Annotated in this window: 16 protein-coding genes; 7 read left to right on the forward strand and 9 right to left on the reverse strand. The window is 73.4% G+C overall.

Annotated features, from left to right (window positions below; genetic code table 11):
• Positions 1–48 precede the first annotated feature (48 nt).
• Positions 49–4,119, forward strand: coding sequence for a HAMP domain-containing protein (locus AB0D45_RS19360; RefSeq protein ID WP_362460461.1), 4,071 nt, complete (start codon positions 49–51; stop codon positions 4,117–4,119).
• Complete coding sequence (locus tag AB0D45_RS19365; protein ID WP_362460464.1) at positions 4,116–6,539, forward strand: SpoIIE family protein phosphatase; 2,424 nt, start codon at positions 4,116–4,118, stop codon at positions 6,537–6,539. The genes AB0D45_RS19360 and AB0D45_RS19365 overlap by 4 nt, the downstream gene beginning before the upstream one ends.
• 12 nt (positions 6,540–6,551) lie before the next feature.
• On the opposite strand, the gene AB0D45_RS19370 is transcribed toward AB0D45_RS19365, so the two are convergent.
• From AB0D45_RS19370 to AB0D45_RS19380, 3 genes are all read right to left on the reverse strand, one after another.
• A complete protein-coding gene (locus AB0D45_RS19370; protein ID WP_362460467.1) occupies positions 6,552–8,030 on the reverse strand; it encodes an MFS transporter in 1,479 nt (492 codons plus the stop codon).
• 59 nt (positions 8,031–8,089) lie between these two features.
• Complete coding sequence (locus tag AB0D45_RS19375; protein ID WP_361606857.1) at positions 8,090–8,515, reverse strand: YjbQ family protein; 426 nt, start codon at positions 8,513–8,515, stop codon at positions 8,090–8,092.
• A gap of 356 nt (positions 8,516–8,871) precedes the next feature.
• Positions 8,872–9,558, reverse strand: coding sequence for an intradiol ring-cleavage dioxygenase (locus AB0D45_RS19380; RefSeq protein ID WP_362460470.1), 687 nt, complete (start codon positions 9,556–9,558; stop codon positions 8,872–8,874).
• A 161-nt stretch (positions 9,559–9,719) separates the two neighbouring features.
• On the opposite strand from AB0D45_RS19380, the gene AB0D45_RS19385 reads away from it, so the two are divergent.
• Together AB0D45_RS19385 and AB0D45_RS19390 are read left to right on the forward strand one after the other, a co-directional pair.
• Positions 9,720–10,517: a thymidylate synthase gene (locus AB0D45_RS19385; protein WP_361606851.1), complete on the forward strand. Its 798-nt coding sequence runs from the start codon at positions 9,720–9,722 to the stop codon at positions 10,515–10,517.
• Positions 10,514–11,017, forward strand: a complete 504-nt coding sequence (locus AB0D45_RS19390) for a dihydrofolate reductase (RefSeq protein WP_362460473.1) — start codon at positions 10,514–10,516, stop codon at positions 11,015–11,017. The genes AB0D45_RS19385 and AB0D45_RS19390 overlap by 4 nt, the downstream gene beginning before the upstream one ends.
• Before the next feature lie 25 nt (positions 11,018–11,042).
• On the opposite strand, the gene AB0D45_RS19395 is transcribed toward AB0D45_RS19390, so the two are convergent.
• From AB0D45_RS19395 to AB0D45_RS19405, 3 genes are all read right to left on the reverse strand, one after another.
• Entirely contained in the window at positions 11,043–11,420 is a 378-nt protein-coding gene (locus tag AB0D45_RS19395) for a hypothetical protein (protein ID WP_362460476.1), read from the reverse strand.
• 111 nt (positions 11,421–11,531) lie between these two features.
• Positions 11,532–11,906: a hypothetical protein gene (locus AB0D45_RS19400; RefSeq protein WP_362460479.1), complete on the reverse strand. Its 375-nt coding sequence runs from the start codon at positions 11,904–11,906 to the stop codon at positions 11,532–11,534.
• A 26-nt stretch (positions 11,907–11,932) separates the two neighbouring features.
• Complete coding sequence (locus tag AB0D45_RS19405; RefSeq protein ID WP_362460482.1) at positions 11,933–12,526, reverse strand: hypothetical protein; 594 nt, start codon at positions 12,524–12,526, stop codon at positions 11,933–11,935.
• 266 nt (positions 12,527–12,792) lie between these two features.
• Between AB0D45_RS19405 and AB0D45_RS19410 the strand changes: the two genes are divergently transcribed.
• On the forward strand, positions 12,793–13,956 hold the full coding sequence (locus AB0D45_RS19410; RefSeq protein WP_362460485.1) for a histidine kinase: 1,164 nt from the start codon (positions 12,793–12,795) through the stop codon (positions 13,954–13,956).
• On the opposite strand, the gene AB0D45_RS19415 is transcribed toward AB0D45_RS19410, so the two are convergent.
• Positions 13,953–14,627, reverse strand: a complete 675-nt coding sequence (locus AB0D45_RS19415; protein ID WP_362460487.1) for a response regulator transcription factor — start codon at positions 14,625–14,627, stop codon at positions 13,953–13,955. The two genes, AB0D45_RS19410 and AB0D45_RS19415, sit on opposite strands and share 4 nt — an antisense overlap.
• 63 nt (positions 14,628–14,690) lie before the next feature.
• Complete coding sequence (locus AB0D45_RS19420) at positions 14,691–15,365, reverse strand: VanZ family protein (protein WP_362460490.1); 675 nt, start codon at positions 15,363–15,365, stop codon at positions 14,691–14,693.
• Between the two features lie 139 nt (positions 15,366–15,504).
• Between AB0D45_RS19420 and AB0D45_RS19425 the strand changes: the two genes are divergently transcribed.
• Entirely contained in the window at positions 15,505–16,170 is a 666-nt protein-coding gene (locus AB0D45_RS19425; RefSeq protein ID WP_362460492.1) for a DUF4230 domain-containing protein, read from the forward strand.
• A gap of 36 nt (positions 16,171–16,206) precedes the next feature.
• On the opposite strand, the gene AB0D45_RS19430 is transcribed toward AB0D45_RS19425, so the two are convergent.
• Complete coding sequence (locus tag AB0D45_RS19430) at positions 16,207–16,812, reverse strand: sugar O-acetyltransferase (RefSeq protein ID WP_362460494.1); 606 nt, start codon at positions 16,810–16,812, stop codon at positions 16,207–16,209.
• 375 nt (positions 16,813–17,187) lie between these two features.
• Between AB0D45_RS19430 and AB0D45_RS19435 the strand changes: the two genes are divergently transcribed.
• Complete coding sequence (locus AB0D45_RS19435; RefSeq protein WP_362460497.1) at positions 17,188–17,796, forward strand: response regulator transcription factor; 609 nt, start codon at positions 17,188–17,190, stop codon at positions 17,794–17,796.
• Positions 17,797–17,811 lie beyond the last annotated feature (15 nt).

Here is a 17,811-nt window from a genome sequence, read left to right on the forward strand (position 1 = left end):
GCCCGGGTTAGCCTTCACCCGGCAGTAACAGCGAGAGTGAGGTTGGCAATGGCTGAGCGGACTGGCGCGATTGCACCGGGTGGGGCGCCAGTGGTACCCGGTGAAGGCGGGATCACCGAGTCGGAGCTGCGCCTCCTGCTGGCAGGACTGACGGCCGTGCGTGACGGGGACTTCCGCACCCGGCTGCCCGATGCGGCGGAGGGGCTCCTCGGGGAGATCGCCACCGTCTTCAACGGTATGGTCAACCAGCTGTCGCTGTTCACGTCCGAGGTGACGCGGGTGGCCCGCGAGGTCGGCACCGAGGGGACGCTGGGCGGCCAGGCCGAGGTGCCCGGCGTCGGCGGAGCCTGGCTGGACCTTACGGATTCGGTCAATTTCATGGCCGGAAACCTCACCGACCAGGTCCGCAACATCGCCCAGGTGACCACCGCGGTCGCCCAGGGCGACCTCTCGCAGAAGATCACCGTGGACGCCCGGGGCGAGATCCTCGAGCTGAAGAACACGATCAACACGATGGTCGACCAGCTCTCCTCCTTCGCCGGCGAGGTCACCCGCATGGCGCGCGAGGTCGGCACCGAGGGCCTCCTCGGCGGCCAGGCGGACGTCAAGGGCGTCTCGGGCACCTGGCGGGACCTCACCGACTCGGTGAACTTCATGGCCGGCAACCTCACGGCGCAGGTCCGGTCCATCGCCCAGGTGGCCACCGCCGTCGCCCAGGGCGACCTCTCCCAGAAGATCACCGTCACCGCGCGGGGCGAGATCCTGGAGCTGAAGACCACCATCAACACGATGGTCGACCAGCTGTCCGCGTTCGCCGACGAGGTCACCCGCGTGGCCCGCGAGGTCGGCACCGAGGGCAACCTGGGCGGCCAGGCCACGGTCCGGGGCGTCTCCGGCACGTGGAAGGACCTCACCGACAACGTCAACGTCATGGCGTCCAACCTGACCGGCCAGGTCCGGTCCATTGCCCAGGTCGCCACCGCCGTCGCCCGCGGCGACCTGTCGCAGAAGATCACGGTGGAGGCGAAGGGCGAGGTCGCCGCGCTCGCCGGCGTCATCAACACGATGGTCGACACGCTGTCCGCGTTCGCCGACGAGGTCACGCGCGTGGCGCGCGAGGTCGGCACCGAGGGCCGCCTCGGCGGCCAGGCCCGCGTGCCCAACGTGGCGGGCACGTGGAAGGACCTCACCGACAACGTCAACTCCATGGCCAACAACCTCACGGGCCAGGTCCGCAACATCGCCCTCGTCACCACGGCCGTGGCCAACGGCGACCTGTCGAAGAAGATCGACGTGGACGCGCGCGGCGAGATCCTGGAGCTGAAGACCACCATCAACACGATGGTCGACCAGCTGTCCGCGTTCGCCGCCGAGGTCACCCGCGTGGCGCGCGAGGTCGGCAGCGAGGGCCGGCTCGGCGGCCAGGCCGAGGTCGAGGGCGTCTCCGGCACCTGGAAGCGGCTGACCGAGAACGTCAACGAGCTCGCCGGCAACCTGACCCGCCAGGTCCGGGCCATCGCCGAGGTGGCGAGCGCGGTCGCCGAGGGCGACCTGACCCGTTCCATCACGGTCGACGCCTCCGGCGAGGTCGCCGAACTCAAGGACAACATCAACTCCATGGTCGGCTCGCTGCGCGAGACCACCCGCGCCAACCAGGAGCAGGACTGGCTCAAGTCCAACCTGGCGCGGATCTCCGGCCTGATGCAGGGCCACCGCGACCTCGCGGTCGTCGCCGAACTCGTCATGGACGAGCTGACCCCGCTGGTCGCCGCCCAGTACGGCGCCTTCTACCTGGCCGAGGAGACCCCCCGGGGCACCGTGCTCCGGCTCGTCGGCTCGTACGGCCGCTCCGTGTCCGACGGCGTCACCGTGCAGTTCGCCCTCGGCGACTCCCTCGTCGGGCAGGCGGCCCGCAGCCACCGGACCATCGCCACCGACCAGGTGCCCCCGCACTACGTCATCTCCTCCGGGCTCGGCCAGACCACCCCCGGCAGCCTGATGATCCTGCCGATCGTCGTCGACGACCAGGTCCTCGGGGTGATCGAACTCGCCTCGTTCTCCGCGTTCACCGCCGTCCACCGCGACTTCCTCAGCCAGCTGATGGAGACGATCGGCGTCAACGTCAACACCATCGTCGCCAACGCGCGCACCGACGAACTCCTCGACGAGTCCCAGCGCCTGACCGCCGAACTCCAGGCCCGCTCCGCCGAACTCCAGGACCAGCAGGAGGAGTTGCAGCGCTCGAACGCGGAACTGGAGGAGAAGGCCGCCCTGCTCGCCAGCCAGAACCGCGACATCGAGGCCAAGAACCTGCAGATCGAGCAGGCCCGGCAGGAACTGGAGGACCGCGCGCAGCAGTTGTCGCTGGCCTCCAAGTACAAGTCGGAGTTCCTGGCGAACATGAGCCACGAACTGCGCACCCCGCTCAACAGCCTCCTGATCCTCGCGCAGCTGCTCGCGCAGAACCCCACCCGCAACCTCACCCCCAAGCAGGTCGAGTACGCGGGCATCATCCACTCGGCCGGCTCCGACCTGCTCCAGCTGATCAACGACATCCTCGACCTCTCCAAGGTCGAGGCGGGCAAGATGGACATCCACCCCGAGCGGGTCCACCTGCCGCAGCTGCTGGAGTACGTCGAGGCCACCTTCCGGCCGATGACCACGCAGAAGAGCCTCGACTTCACCGTCACCACCGCCCCGGACGCGCCCGCCGACCTCTTCACCGACGACTCCAGGCTCCGCCAGATCCTGCGCAACCTGCTGTCCAACGCGGTCAAGTTCACCGAGCGCGGTGGCGTCGAGCTGCGCATCGAAAGGGCCTCCGACGCCGAGGTGCCCGTCGGGCTGCTCCACCGCGGAAGCATGATGGCCTTCCGCGTCCGCGACACCGGCATCGGCATCCCCGAACAGCAGCTCGAGGCCGTCTTCGGCGCCTTCCAGCAGGCCGACGGGACCACGAGCCGCAAGTACGGCGGCACCGGACTCGGCCTGTCCATCACCCGCGAGATCGCCCAGCTGCTCGGCGGGGCCGTCGGGGCGGAGAGCACGCCCGGCCAGGGCAGCACCTTCACGCTCTACCTCCCGGTCAGCCACGCCGACTTCGAGGAGGCTCCGGGCTCCGCAGCCCTGCCCGCCGCGCTCGAACCGGCACCCCGCGGCGCCGCTTTCGCGCTTCCCGACCCGCGGCGCTCGGGCGACGCCGAGAGCTCCGGCGCGCGCCAGCGGCAGGCCCGCCGCCTCCTCGTGATCGAGGAACGCCCCAACGGCCTGCTCTCCCTCGTCGCCGAGAGCGCCGAACGCGACCTGGTACCGCGCCACACCAGAAGCGGGGAGCACCCGGGCATCCAGGTGGTCGGCGCCACCAGCTCCCGCGAGGCCGCCGCCGTACTGGCGTCCGAGCCGTTCCACTGCGTCGTCCTCGAACTGGACATGCCCGGCGGTGAGGCCCTGCGCTTCCTCGACGCGCTCGACGGGGACCCGGCGCTCAGCTCCCTGCCGGTCCTCGCGCACAACAACCCCCGCCTCAAGAGCGGCCAGGAACAGGCCGTGCGGGAACGGGCCGAGTCCCGCCGCGTGGAACTGCTGAGCAGCCTGGACGAGCTGCGCGAACGCATCGTCCTGCACCTGTCCGCCGACCAGCCCGGCGAGGTGGTGCCGCTCGTGAACCGGGCGGCGGAAGGCGAGCAGGCCCCGCAGGCCCTCGACGGGGACCTCGCGGGCCGCACCGTCCTCGTCGTCGACGACGACGCACGCAACCTGTACGCCCTCAGCGGCATCCTCGAACTGCACGGCATGCGCGTGCTGCACGCCGAGGACGGCCGCAAGGGCATCGACACGCTCACCCGCCACCCCGGGGTCGACCTCATCCTGATGGACGTGATGATGCCCGAGCTGGACGGCTACGCCGCGACCGCGGAGATCCGCAGCATGCCCGAGCACGCCGAACTGCCGATCATCGCGGTCACCGCCAAGGCGATGCCCGGCGACCGGGAGAAGAGCCTCGCCGCCGGGGCCAGCGACTACGTCACCAAGCCCGTGGACGCCGACGACCTCATCGGCCGCGTCCGCCACTGGCTGACGGCTCCGGGCCGCGTCGACCAGGGATCGGCCGTACGGTGACCCTCTCCGACACCTCCCAGCCCTCCGACGGGCGAGCGCCCGAGGCCGCCGTCGGGGGACGGCCGCTGCCCTCCCTGCCCCAGCAGGCGCCCACCCCCCTGGGGCGCCTCGTCGCCACCGTCGAGCGCCTGCGCCGAGAGGTACGGGAGGCCCACGCGGCCGCCGACGGCCGGGCCCTGGTCGAACTGGCCAAGGGGATCCTGATGGGCCGGCTGGACTGCACACCCGCCGCCGCGGCCCGCCAGCTCGACGAGCTGTGCCGCGAGACCGGGCTGTCCCCGCTCGAACTCGCCGCCGACATCGTCAACCAGGCGGCCCGCGACCACGTCAGCGAGATCGCCGCCGAGTTCGTCGAACGCGCCGCGACGGTCCAGCAGCCGGCCCCGAGCACCTCCGCCGTCGCGGTGCGCCTGCGCACCGCCGAGAGCGGCGTACTCGCCGCCGCCGCCGACACCCAGGCCGTGGCGGAATCCCTGCTGGCCAACGCCCTGACCCCGCTGGGGGCGGTCGCGGTGGCCGTGTGGGCCGCGGCTCCCGACGGCTCGCTGACCCTCGCCGGCCACGCCGGATTCCCCTCCGAGGAAGCCTCGCGCTGGCGGCACGTACCCCCGGGCGTCGCGACCGTCCCCCGCCTCGCCCTGCGCGACCGCGCCCCGGTGACCCTCACCGACCTGCGCAGAGAGGGCCTCCCCTCGATCGGGCACCTGCAATGGCCCGACGGCGGACGGATGGCCGTACCGGCCGGCACCGGCGGACGCGTGCACGGCGTCCTCGAAGTCTGCTGGCCGCAGCCCCTGCCGCCGCAGCCGCCGCAGGTCCAGCGTCAGGTCGAGGCGCTGGCCGAGCTGTGCGCCCACACCCTGGACACGGCGGCCCCGCCGTCCGCCGTGGTGGCCGAGGCACTGCTCCCCGACGTCCTGGAGCTGATCGACCTTGCCGAGGGACTGCACGACCCGACCATCATCCTCACCCCCGTCCTCGACGAGGACGGCCGGCTGGCCGACTTCCGCATCCGCCACGTGAACAGCCGGTTCGCCGACCCCGCGGGCCGGCCGCGCGGTGACGTCAGCGGAGCCCTGCTGCTGGAGGCCTACCCGATGGCCGCCGGCGAGAGCGGCCTGTTCGAGACCATCGAGCGGGTGCACGCCACCGGCGAACCCTTCCGGGCCGAGCGGGTGAGCCTGACCGCGCTGGTCGACCAGATCCCGCTGACCTCCGTCGCGGACATCAGCGTCAGCCGGCACGGCGCCGCCGTCCTGCTGATCTGGCGGATCGAGGACGAGACCGCCCGGCTGGCCAACCTGCTCCAGCACGCCCAGCGCCTGGGCCGCATCGGCGGCTTCGAGGAGAACCTCGCCAACGGCGAGATCACCTGGAATTCCGAGCTGTACGCCCTCCACGGCCTGCCGGTCACCGCGTCCCCCGTACCGCTGCGGGACCTGCCCGACTACGCCCACCCGGACGACTCCGCCGCCCTCGGCCGCTTCCTGCGCGCCGTCCTGCGCTACCGGCGCCCCGCCTCCGTCGACCTGCGCCTGCGGCGCTCCGACGGCATCCTGCGCCACATACGGGTCGTCGCCGAGCCCGTGCTGGACGCGGCCCAGCGGCTGCACGCCGTCCGCGGCGCCTACCAGGACGTCTCCGCGCAGCACTGGACCGAGGTGGCCCTCGCCGCGACCCGGGACCAGCTCGCCCTCACGGAAGCCGAATCCGCCGAACGCAACCGGCTCGCCCTCCAGCTCCAGCACGCCATCATGCCCCCGCACCACCACATCGAGGCGCCGGGGATGAGGGTCGCGGTCCGCTACCGGCCCGCCGAGACGGAGTCCCTGGTCGGCGGCGACTGGTACGACACGCTGGTCCTGCCCTCGGGCCTGATCCTGCTGTCGGTGGGCGACGTCGCCGGCCACGGCATCGAAGCCGCCACCGGAATGGTCGTACTGCGCAACGCCCTGCGCGGCCTCGCCGTCACCGGAGCCGGCCCCGGCCAGCTGATGTCCTGGCTCAACACGGTCACCCACCACCTGACCAAGCAGGTCACGGCCACCGCCGTCTGCGGCCTGTACGACCCCCGCACCCGGGTGATGCGCTGGGCGCGCGCCGGGCACCTGCCGCCCGTACTCGTCAGGAAGGACGACGCCACGGCCTTCCCCCTCATCGACGGCCTGCTGCTGGGCGCGCTGCCCGACGTCACCTACGCCGAGCAGCAGGTCCGGCTCGAACCGGGGGACACCCTGCTGATGTTCACCGACGGCCTGGTCGAGCGCCGGGACGCCTCCGTACAGGACTCCCTCGCCCACCTCCTGGACTCGGTGTCCGCGGGGGCCGACGACCTCGACGGCCGGCTGGACGGCCTGCTCACCGAGAGCTGGTCCGACACCGACGACGACACCTGCGTCATCGGGGTGCAGGTCGACTGAAGCCGCGCCGCCTCAGGAGGCGGTGTCGGACCGTACGGAGAGCGGGGCGGCGATCTCCTCCAGCGAGCGCCCCTCGGCGGCCACCGCGAAGAAGGCGGCGACCACTCCGGCGCCGACCATCAGCCCGGCCCCGACGCAGAAGGCCAGGACGGTGTCGGCGCGGACCCCGCTGGAGGTGAGGTCGGCGAAGACCAGCGGGCCGGAGATGCCGCCGGCGGCGGTGCCGATCGCGTAGAAGAACGCGATCGCCATCGCCCGGGTCTCCATCGGGAAGATCTCGCTCACGGTCAGGTACGCCGAACTCGCCCCCGCCGAAGCGAAGAAGAGCACCACGCACCAGCAGGCGGTCATCGTCAGCGCGGTCAGCCTGCCCGCCCCGAAGAGCCACGCCGTCGCGAACAGCAGCAGCCCCGACAGCACGTACGTGCCCGCGATCATCGGGCGGCGCCCGACGGTGTCGAAGAACCGGCCGAGGAGCAGCGGCCCGAGGAAGTTGCCGAAGGCGATGACGGCGAAGTAGTAGCCGGTGACGCCGCTGGACACGTCGAAGAAGCGGATCAGGATGGTGCCGAAGCCGAAGGTGATGGCGTTGTAGAGGAAGGCCTGCCCGACGAAGAGCGCCAGGCCGAGGACGGCCCGCCGGGGGTAGGAGCGGAAGACGGTCCGGGCGATCTCACCGAAGCCGATGCTGTGGTGCGGGGTGACGGTGATCTCCTCGTCCGGCTCCGGCAGCCGCACCCCCTTCTCCGCCTCCACCTGCCGTTCGACGCCGGTGACCAGCTCCTCGGCCTCGTGGGCCTTGCCGTGGAGGAACATCCAGCGGGGGCTCTCGGGCACGTGGCGGCGCACGAGCAGGATCACCAGCCCCAGGACCACGCCGAGGGCGAAGGTCAGCCGCCAGCCCAGCCAGGCGGGCAGCACGTCGGTGTCCAACGCGACCACGGACAGCAGGGCTCCGGCGACCGCACCGAGCCAGAAGCTGCCGTTGATGATCAGGTCGACGCGTCCCCGGTACTTGCTCGGGATCAGTTCGTCGATCGCGGAGTTGATGGCCGCGTACTCCCCGCCGATGCCGAAGCCGGTGAGGAAGCGGAAGAGGAAGAACCACCAGGGCGAGAAGGAGACCGCGGTCAGGGCGGTCGCCGCGAGGTAGAGGCCGAGGGTGACGAGGAAGAGCTTCTTGCGGCCGAAGAGGTCGGTCAGCCGGCCGAAGACCAGCGCCCCCGCACACGCCCCGGCCACGTACAGGGCGGCGGCGACACCGGTGACCTGGGCGTCGGTGATGGACAGGCCGCTGCCGTCCTCGGAGAGGCGCCCGGCGATGTTGCCGACGATGGTCACCTCGAGGCCGTCGAGGATCCACACCGTCCCCAGCCCGATCACGATCATCCAGTGCCACCGCGACCAGGGCAGCCGGTCAAGCCGCGCCGGTACCTTCGTGGTGACGGTCTCCGTGTCCCTGCTCGCGCAGTGTCCCCCAAGCTCAGCCATGCACGCGCTGTTGCCCGCCGCCCGACCCCGCAAACCGCCACTGGTCCGTACGGACCACCTCAGCCCCCGAGGAAGGACAGCCGTACGGTACGCCGCGGGTTGTCCCGGTTGGTGTCCACCAGGACCACCGACTGCCAGGTGCCCAGCGCGAGTTCGCCGCCGACCACCGGCAGCGTGGCGTGCGGCGGCACGAGCGCCGGGAGGACGTGGTCGCGGCCGTGGCCGGGGGAGCCGTGCCGGTGGCGCCAGCGGTCGTCGGCGGGCAGCAGCGTCCCGAGGGCGTCCAGCAGGTCGTCGTCGCTGCCCGCACCCGTCTCGATGACCGCGAGGCCGGCCGTCGCGTGCGGGGTGAAGACGTTGAGGAGCCCGTCCCGCCCCCCGGCGACCTCGCGCAGGAAGCCGGCGCAGGCGGCGGTCAGATCGTGGACGGTTTCCGCGGAGCCGGTGGTGACGTCGACGGTCCGGGTCGTGAAGGTGTCTGTCATCCCCCCATCCTCGGCCACCCGCACCGCGGCGCCGTGGAAGCGGGGGCGGGGGCGGGGCGGTCGTCGTCCCGCCGGCGGCCCGGGGACCGCTGTGAGACACAGTGGGCGCCGGGGGCTTGGCCGGGCCGGGTCCGCGGGGAGGCAGGGACCGGGCGCGGGCTGTGCCGCGGCGGGACGACGGAGCGGTGCCGTGGCGGTGGCCCGCAGGCGGGACCCGGGGAGAAGGGGTGCCGCCTGCGGTCACCGGCCGCGATCGTCGCCGGCCTGGAGAGACGTGCCACCGTCACCGGCGCGTGTGTCCCCGATCGCCGCCCCCAAACCCCGTCCCCGCGAAGGAACATGGCCGACGCGGTGGGTCAGGCGATGCCGACCGTGTAGGCGGCCCGGAAGCCTGCGCCGTCGGGCACGGGCGCGAGGGTCAGCGCGGCTCCCGAGGCGCGGTAGCGGTTGTCGCGTTCGTTCGGGTGCCCGGGGACCTCGCGCTGCGCGTAGGGCTCGCGCGCGTACAGCTCCTTCAGCAGGTCCTCGGGGAAGAACAGCTGCGAGGACGTCTCCGTGCGGTTGTCCGGCCGCACCTTGAAGTGGATGTGCGGGGCCAGCTCCGCGTACCAGCCGGGGACGACGGTCCGGAACGTGCACCGCCCCGCGCCGTCGGTGAACTGCGTGCCGCGCAGCCACGTCGCGCCGCCCGCGGAGTAGTCGCCGGCGGCGTCGGCCTGCCACACGTCGACCGCTGCCCCTTCCAGCGGCCGGCAGCCCTGGGAGGTACGGACGACGGTCAGGTCGAGCCGGAAGGGGACGCCCTCGCGCCGCTCGGTGATGTCGGAGCGGACCAGGTCGAGGTCGAGGTAGTACGGGCCCGCACCCCACTCGGTGGTCAGGACGCAGCCGGGCGCCGCCGGGCCCGCGGCCGAGGGCGGTCCGGCGTCCGCACCCGCGGCGGCGGACGCGGCCAGGACGGACGCGAGCGCCCCCACGCCTGCCGTGCCCGCGGCCATCAGGACCGCGCGACGGCTGGCCGGGGCGGGGTCGTTGTCGGCCATGGGGCCTCCCTGGACGTCGGGCGCCGTCGCGCGCGCCGGCCTGCCCGACCACTGTGCCCGTCGGCGCCGGACGGCGGGGTGAGCGACACGGCGGCCATACGGGCAGGCCGGAGCCCATGCCGGTCGAACACACCCCCGCACCGCCAGTAGACTCGACGCCTGTGGCGGATACCCAGTACGAAGACCTGTTGCGGCTGGTGCTCACCTCCGGGACGGCCAAGGCCGACCGGACGGGCACCGGCACCCGAAGCGTGTTCGGGCACCAGCTGCGCTACGACCTCTCACAGGGGTTCCCCCTGGTCACCACCAAGAAGGTGCACCTGAAGTCGATCGTGTACGAGCTGCTGTGGTTCCTGCGCGGCGACTCGAACGTCGGCTGGCTGCACGACCACGGCGTCACCATCTGGGACGAGTGGGCCGACGCGAACGGTGAACTGGGCCCGGTCTACGGCGTCCAGTGGCGCTCCTGGCCCACCCCCGACGGCCGGCACATCGACCAGATCACCGAGGTGCTCGACACCCTGCGCCGCGACCCCGACTCCCGGCGGATGATCGTCTCGGCCTGGAACGTCGCCGAGCTGTCCAAGATGGCCCTGGCCCCCTGCCACGCCTTCTTCCAGTTCTACGTGGCCGACGGCAAGCTCTCCTGCCAGCTGTACCAGCGCAGCGCGGACCTGTTCCTCGGCGTCCCGTTCAACATCGCCAGCTACGCACTGCTCACGCACATGGTGGCGCAGCAGGCCGGCCTGGAACCGGGCGACTTCATCTGGACCGGCGGCGACTGCCACATCTACGACAACCACGTCGAGCAGGTGACCGAGCAGCTCTCGCGCACCCCGTTCGACTTCCCCGGGCTGCGCCTGCGCCGGGCCGACTCGCTCTTCGAGTACGCCTACGCCGACGTGGAGGTGCTCGACTACCGGCACCACCCCGCCATCAAGGCGCCGGTGGCGGTGTGAACGTCGGACTGATCTGGGCGCAGACCCGGGACGGCGTGATCGGCGCGGACAACACGATCCCGTGGCGGCTGCCCGAGGACATGGCGCACTTCAAGGCGACCACGCTCGGCCACCCCGTGGTGATGGGCCGGCGGACCTGGGACTCGCTGCCCCCGCGGTTCCGTCCGCTGACCGGCAGGCGCAACATCGTGGTGACGCGCGATCCGCACTGGGCCTCCGAAGGGGCCGAACGTGCCGGGTCGGTCGCCGGGGCCCTGGAACTCGCGGCCGGCTCCGCCGAGACCTGGGTGATCGGCGGCGGTGAGATCTACCGCGCCGCCCTGGACCACGCCACGACGCTCTCCGTGACGGAGATCGACACGACGGTGGACGGCGACACCTACGCCCCGGCACCGGGCCCCGAGTGGCAGGCCGCCGCGGACGGCGGCTGGCAGTCCTCGGCGTCCGGCCTGCGCTACCGCATCCGCAGGTACACCCGCCGGGGAGTGCCGTCGAAGTAACTCCGGCCGAGCGGGTGCGGCGGGGCTACGCGTGGGGCTTGCAGGCCTCGGTCACGAGCCGGCCGCCGTGGTCGTGGTCGCCGTACGTGATGGTGCGGCCGTCCTTGTGGAACGTGAGCGTGCCGCCGAGCCCGTCCTCGACGGTCTGCCCGGGGGTGAGGACGTCGTTGACGAAGTTGCCGCTGCCGGCGACGAGGACGGCCTCGCCGCGGTCGATGACCACGTAGCCGTAGCCGACCGGGCAGTACGGCAGCCCGTGCAGGTTCGTCGTGAAGACCGTTCCGACCTCGTGGGAGGCGCTGGGGGTGGGGGTGTCGGCCGCTGCGGCCGTCGCGGCGGGCGCGGCGGCCAGGACGGCGCCGAGGACGGCGGTGGCCGCGAAGCGCAGGGGGGTCGTACGCATGTCGTCGTGCTCCTCGTGTCGGTGCGGGCTGCCGGACGCGGGCCGGCGCGGGGACGGGGAGTCCCGGCGCCGCGCCGGCCCGCGGCCGTTCCGGCGGTTCCGGCTCCTGCGTCAGGAATTCAGCGTGAACTGCTGTCCCGGGTCCTTCCGGTTGACGCAGGCGATGTACGGGTTGGGGGATCCCTCACGGGTCTCGCATGTCCACGGGACGCCGCCCACCCGGACGGAGAGCGGTTTCTCGCTGGTGGGGTCGTGCCGCGCGGCCGCGTGGAACGCCTTCGCGACCTTGAGGGCGGTCGGGCACAGGGCCCTGTCCCCGGTGTACACGGCGAGCCCGCCGTCCCACCCGGTACCGCAGAACGTGGCGGAGGGGGCGGGGCCGGGCGGCGAGCCCGGGCCGGTCGCCGCGGAGGCGGCGGTGGCGGCCGGCGCCGTCAGGGCCGCGCCGCAGGCCAGGACGAGGGCGGATCTCCTGATGAAGTCCATGGCGGCCTCTTTCCGGTCAGGAGGTGTCAGGCGTCGGAGGACTGCGGGGCGGTGCTGTCGTCGGCTGCCGGACCGGGTGCCGGGACCGGCGGGGCCGGGTCGTCGTCCGGGTTCGGGTTGGGTGCCGGGACCGGCGGTGCGGTGTCGTCGTCCGGGTTCGGGTTCGGGTTCGGGTTGGGTGCCGGGACCGGCGGGGCCGTGTCGTCGTCCGGGTCGGGGTTCGGGTTCGGTATCGGGTTGACCTGGCCCCCGGGGCGGGGCTTGGCGGGCTTGCCCTTCTCGGCCCAGACACTGCCTTTGTAGGGGTGGAAGCTGTAGTTCACGCCGTGGTGGCGGAAGACGGTGGTCGTGGAGCTGAGCGTGGCGATCTTCTTGCCGCGGAAGAAGATGCTCGCCTCGTAGCGGTCACCCACCTTGTAGATCTTGGCGACCGATCCGTCGGCCAGCCGCTCCACCTTGACCGGCTTGCGCTGCTGTGTCGCGACGGCGACGGCGCTGACGCCCTCCGGCGTGTCAGGCACTGACGCATGGGCGGCGGCGCCCGTGCCGCCGATGGCCACCAGGGCTCCCAGAGCGACCACCGCGTTGCGCAGGTGGCGGCGAGCAGATGCGTTGCGCATTTCTCTTCCCCTCGTGAGTGGAAAGGATGCCTGTCTTTCCTTTCCTCGACACGCACAACGCTACGGATTCACAGGCGGCGCCCGTATCGGCCTAAGGGATGGAAAGGGAGGTACCCGAAAGTACACATCGCTCGCGTTGGGCCGATCGGGTGGCGTCGGCGCGTGGTGCACCCGCTCGGCCCCCTCCGCACCCGCGGCGTGCGGTAGGTCGGCGTCATGGAAGACGCGCGGAGGCAGGGCGGGCGGCAGGACCGGTGAGGGCGTTCATGCGCTGGGCCCAGGGGCACCCTCCCTGGCCGGCCCGGGTCAAGCTCGCGGTGGCCGCGTGCCTGCTGGGCCTGACGGCGGTGGACGCCCTGACCCTCGAACACCTGTCCACGACGCTGTCCGTCCTGGTGGTGGGGTGCGCGGTGATCGTCTGCGCGTGCGCCGTTCCGGTGGAGCGCGTCTGCCTGACCGCGCGGGCCGCCGTCGCGGCCGCCGTCTCCTGGACGGTCACGCTCGTCCTGGTGACGGGCGACGATCCCGTCCCCGTCGTCGGCCTCGGTGAGATCGCCGGCCTGCTCCTGCTGCTGGCGGGCGTGCTGTGGCGGGGACCGGCCAGGACCGCCCTGTTCCTGGGCCCCGCCCTCGCGGTGGCCTGCGCGGCTGTGCCGGCCCGGGACGCCGACCCGCACGAGTGGACCCTCGCCTTCACGCTCGTCACCATGGTGGTCGCCGCGTTCTCCCTCCTGCTGCGCGCCCAGTCCGAGCAGCGGCTCCGGGATCTCGACGCGATGCGCTCGGCCGAGCGGCGCGAGCTCGCCCGCGAGCTCCACGACGTCGTCGCCCACCACGTCACCGGCATCGTGGTGCAGGTCAAGGGGGCGCGCTTCGCGCACCTGGACCCCGAGGCCGTCGACGGCGTCCTCGCGGGCATCGGGCGGGAGGCGGAGGAAGCGCTCGGCGCCATGCGCCGCCTGGTGACCGTGATGCGCCGGGCCGATCCCGTTCGCGGCGTGTCCCGAGGGCCCGCAGCGGGCATCCGGGAGGTCAGGGAGCTGGCCGCCGGGTTCGCCGACGGCACCCGATCCGTCGAGGTCGCCATCGAACCCGGCCTGGAGGCCCGGCTCCCCGCCGACACGGCCGCCGGCATCCACCGCCTGACCCGCGAGGCCCTCACCAACATCCGCAAGCACGCCGCCGACGCGACCCGCGTGCGCATCGCCCTCACGTCCACCCCCGAGGGCCTGGAACTGCTGGTCACGGACGACGGCCGGCACGCCCTGCCGCTCCCCGGGCCGGCCCGCGGCGGCGGTTTCGGCATCGAGGGCATGAAGGAACGCGCGGCCGCCATGGGAGGCCGGCTCACCGCGGGCCCGCTGCCCGCCGGCGGCTGGCAGGTCAGGGCGTGCCTCCCCCCGGTCCACCCGGTCGAGGGGATGGCCTAACCGCGGCTCAGGCCGTTCTCCCACGCCCACAGGGCCACCTCGACACGGTTCCTGGCCCCCAGCTTCGTCTGGACCCGGGCCAGATGGGCCTTGATGGATGACACCGACAGGTGCAGTTCCTCCGCGATCTCGGCGTTGGTGCGCCCCCGCGCGGCCAGCGCCACGACCTCCTCCTCCCGCCCGGTGAGCACGTCACGGGGCGGGAGGGCGCCGCGGGGGGCGCCCCCGTCGGCCGCCATCTCCGTCAGCAGCCGGACGGTGACGGCGGGGGAGATCAGCGAGTCCCCGGCCGCGGCGGCCCGGACGGCCTCGACCAGCAGGCCGGGGCCGGCGTCCTTGAGGAGGAAGCCGCTGGCGCCGTTGCGCAGGGCGGTCCGTACGTACGCGTCGTCGTCGAAGGTGGTGACGACGACGACCTGGGGGCGCCACTCGCCGCGTGCTCCCGGGGAGCCCTCCCCGCACAGCAGCCGGGTGACTTCGAGTCCGTCGGGCCCGGGCATGTGGATGTCCGCCAGCAGGACGTCCGGGCGCAGCCGCCGCGCGGCCTCCAGGGCCGCGGTCCCGTCGGGGACGTCCGCCACGACCTCGATGCCGGGGCTGTTGTCCAGGATCATCCGGAACCCCGTGCGTACGAGTTCCTGGTCATCGGCAATCACCACGCTGATCGGCATGCTCCCTGATGTACCACGGGCGGCCGTCGGTGCCGCCCGGCCCCGCGGCCGTGTCCGCTGCCCCTACCGGGCCGGCGGCAGCGCGGACCCCCGGGCGGGGGTGCGGCCGCCGCGGCGGGTCAGGCGGTGCCACCAGTGGTGGCGGCGCGGGTGGACGGCCCGGCCCATCCGGCGGCCCAGCAGGAGGTAGCCCAGCAGCGCGCCCGCGGTGTTGAGGAGGACGTCGTCCACGTCGAAGGCGCGTCCGGTGACCAGGGCGCCCTGGATGAGTTCCACCAGCGTCATCACGACGGCCGTCACCACCGCCACCCTCAGCAACCCGCGTGCCTGCGGGAGGAGGACGGGGAGCAGCACCCCGAAGGGAACGCCGAGCAGGACGTTCCCGCCGAGCTGTTCGGCGGCCTCCGTGACGGAGCCGTCGAGGTACTGGCTGATCGAGGCCCCCGGGTGCGTGTTGCTGTGCACGAGCGCGGCCGACGCCGCCGAGGGCTCCAGTGTGACGCGCGCCAGGATCAGGCTGAAGACCACGGTCCCGGCGAAGGCGGCCAGCACCGCCAGGGCGCGCAGCGCCGGCCGGGCGGGGGGCCGCAGGGCCGGGGCGGGCTCCCGCGCCTTCTCGGCCCGCGGCACCCGTACCGCCCGCTCGGGACGCCTCCACCGCTCCGGACGCTTCCACCGATCCGTCCGCTTCCGCCGTTCCGCGTGGCGCACCGCGGCGAGTTTCCCGCGCACGTCCATGGACCGCTCCCTCCGTGACCCGCTCGTACCGTGCAGGCCCGTGTACCCCGCTCCGAGGGCACGACGCGCTCCGCGCCGCCCGCTCCCGCCCCGCAACCGCGCCCGGGTGACCATGAACTGACGGGGCATCCGTAGCGGTATGAACACCTCGGAGAAGGACACGGCACCGCCCCGGTGGCGCCGGACGGCCGCCTGGGGCGCCGTCGCCCTCGTGGTCACGGCCGCCCTCCTGGTCCTCGCGGTCCGCTTCCTCCCGCTGCCCGGGCTGGACGGACTCCTCGGCGCGCGGACCCACGACCGGACGGGCCCGGCCGTGCTGAAGTCCCTGCGGGACATGAGCCGGCTGGAGGGCGCGGCCGGCGACTACCAGGTGGTGGTGGACCTGGAACACGACGCGCCGTTCCTCCCGGACGCCATCCGGGGCACCCGCACCCTCTACGTCGGGGCCGGCTCCGTCTCGGCCTACGTCGAGCTGGGCGGACTCGACCAGCGGGCCGTGACGGTCAGCGCCGACCGCACCTCGGCCTCGCTGCGGCTGCCGCACGCCACGCTCGGCACACCGGCGCTGGACCCGGCGCGCTCGTACGCGGTCTCCCAGCAGCGCGGACTGCTCGACCGGCTCGGCGACTTCTTCTCCGACAACCCCGGCGGCGAGCAGGCGGTGCAGCGGGTCGCGGTCGAACGGATCGGCGGGGCGGCCAGGGCGAGCGGGCTCGCGGAGCGCGCCGAACGCAACACCACCTCGGTCCTCGAAGGGCTGCTGCGCTCCCTCGGCTTCACCGAGGTGACGGTCACCTATGCCTGACGCCGCGCCCGGGCAGGACCCGCCCGCCCGCCGCGCTCAGTCCCCCTCGGAGACCCGCGGACCGGGGCGGGGCCCCGACTCGTCCGGCCCGAGGGCGCGTACGACGCGGGCCGGGTTGCCGACGGCCACGACGTCCGGCGGGAGGTCCCGGACGACCACGGACCCGGCGCCGACGACCGTGTTCGCGCCGACGGTGACGCCCGGGCAGACGATCGCCCCGCCGCCCAGCCAGACGTTGTCGCCGATGGTGACGGGCAGGCCCCGCTCCCACCCGGCCCGCCTGAGGCCGGGGTCCATGGCGTGGGCCGGGGTGAGCAGCTGGACGTTCGGGCCGATCTGCACGTCCTCGCCGATCGTGATGGGAGCGGTGTCGAGGAAGACGGCGTTGAAGTTCACGAACGTACCGGTGCCGATCCGGATGTGGAAGCCGAAGTCGCAGTGGAACGGCGGCCGGATCCGCACTCCCTCGCCGACCAGGCCCAGCAACTCCCGCAGGAGGGCGTCGCCCTGCTCCGGTGCGAGCACCTGCGGCGCGTTGTAGTGGGCGCACAGCAGCGCGCTGCGCCGGCTCGCGGCGGCCAGCACCGGGTCGTCGGGGCGGAACCAGTCGCCGGCCCGCATGCGCCGTTCGTTCTCGCCCACCGGTGGCCTCCGTCCTGCGCTCCGACTGCTCGTGCCACGTTCGCCGAGTGGCGGGGCCCGGTCAAGCGGGCCGCGCCCGGCGGCGACGGGTGCCCGCCAGCCCGGCCCTCCCGGGCGGAGCGGGTCGCTCCGGTGGCATGCGTTCCGCGCCGAAGCGCCCGGAATCAGCCCTACCGCTTCGACCCGCCCGTACCCGTCCCGTGCCGCCGGATCCGTACCTGCTGAGCGTGGCGCAGGTGCGGCCGCGGATACGGCCGGGCGCCGGACGCCGTGCTTCGGCCACGCGCCGCGTCCGCCCCGCGGGGGGACGTTCCTTCCCACCGGTAGCTGGGCACCCGCTTGGTGCCCATTGATCACCACCCGAGGAGAGCCCGGATGACCAAGGTCCTCGTCCTGCACAGCGTCAGCCTCGTGTGGTCGGCGCTCGCCGCTCTGCTGAGATCCGTGGGCGGCTTCGAGGTGACGTGCGCCGGCTGGCGCACGGCCGCGCGCCAGGCCGAGTCCTTACGCCCGGACGTGACCGTCGTCGACCTGGACTGTCCGGGCGCGTCCGCCACCCTCGGGGCCCGCCCCGGGGCCGCGGGCCCGGTCGCCGGCCCGCCCGCCCCGCTGCTGGTGCTCGCCACGTCGGGCGCGCCCGGCTCGCTGCGTCGCGGCGTCCAGGCCGCGGCCCGCGGCTACGTGGACAAGGACGGCTCGCCCGGCCGGCTGGTCCGCGCCATCCGCAAGGTCGCCGCCGGGGAACGCTTCGTCGACCCCTCCCTGGCCTCCGCCTTCCTGGACGCCGACCCCATGCCGCTGAGCCCGCGCGAACTGAGCGTCCTGGCCAGGGCCGCGGAAGGCGACTCCGTCGCCGAGATCGCGCACGCCCTGCACCTCGCCAGCGGCACCGTGCGCAACTACATGGCCGCCGTCACGCGCAAGACCGGCGCCCGCAACCGGATAGACGCCATCCGGATCTCCCGGAGCGCCGGCTGGGTCTGAGGCCCGGCCCGCCCG

Origin of the sequence: Streptomyces sp. NPDC048352, from assembly GCF_040651895.1 — a bacterium.
Lineage (GTDB): Bacteria > Actinomycetota > Actinomycetes > Streptomycetales > Streptomycetaceae > Streptomyces.

Coding starts and splice junctions, on each gene's coding strand:
- AB0D45_RS19360 (WP_362460461.1), top strand. CDS start 49: ATGGCTGAGCGGACTGGCGCGATTGCACCGGGTGGGGCGCCAGTGGTA.
- AB0D45_RS19370 (WP_362460467.1), bottom strand. CDS start 8,030: ATGGCTGAGCTTGGGGGACACTGCGCGAGCAGGGACACGGAGACCGTC.
- AB0D45_RS19375 (WP_361606857.1), bottom strand. CDS start 8,515: ATGACAGACACCTTCACGACCCGGACCGTCGACGTCACCACCGGCTCC.
- AB0D45_RS19380 (WP_362460470.1), bottom strand. CDS start 9,558: ATGGCCGACAACGACCCCGCCCCGGCCAGCCGTCGCGCGGTCCTGATG.
- AB0D45_RS19395 (WP_362460476.1), bottom strand. CDS start 11,420: ATGCGTACGACCCCCCTGCGCTTCGCGGCCACCGCCGTCCTCGGCGCC.
- AB0D45_RS19400 (WP_362460479.1), bottom strand. CDS start 11,906: ATGGACTTCATCAGGAGATCCGCCCTCGTCCTGGCCTGCGGCGCGGCC.
- AB0D45_RS19405 (WP_362460482.1), bottom strand. CDS start 12,526: ATGCGCAACGCATCTGCTCGCCGCCACCTGCGCAACGCGGTGGTCGCT.
- AB0D45_RS19410 (WP_362460485.1), top strand. CDS start 12,793: ATGCGCTGGGCCCAGGGGCACCCTCCCTGGCCGGCCCGGGTCAAGCTC.
- AB0D45_RS19415 (WP_362460487.1), bottom strand. CDS start 14,627: ATGCCGATCAGCGTGGTGATTGCCGATGACCAGGAACTCGTACGCACG.
- AB0D45_RS19420 (WP_362460490.1), bottom strand. CDS start 15,365: ATGGACGTGCGCGGGAAACTCGCCGCGGTGCGCCACGCGGAACGGCGG.
- AB0D45_RS19425 (WP_362460492.1), top strand. CDS start 15,505: ATGAACACCTCGGAGAAGGACACGGCACCGCCCCGGTGGCGCCGGACG.
- AB0D45_RS19435 (WP_362460497.1), top strand. CDS start 17,188: ATGACCAAGGTCCTCGTCCTGCACAGCGTCAGCCTCGTGTGGTCGGCG.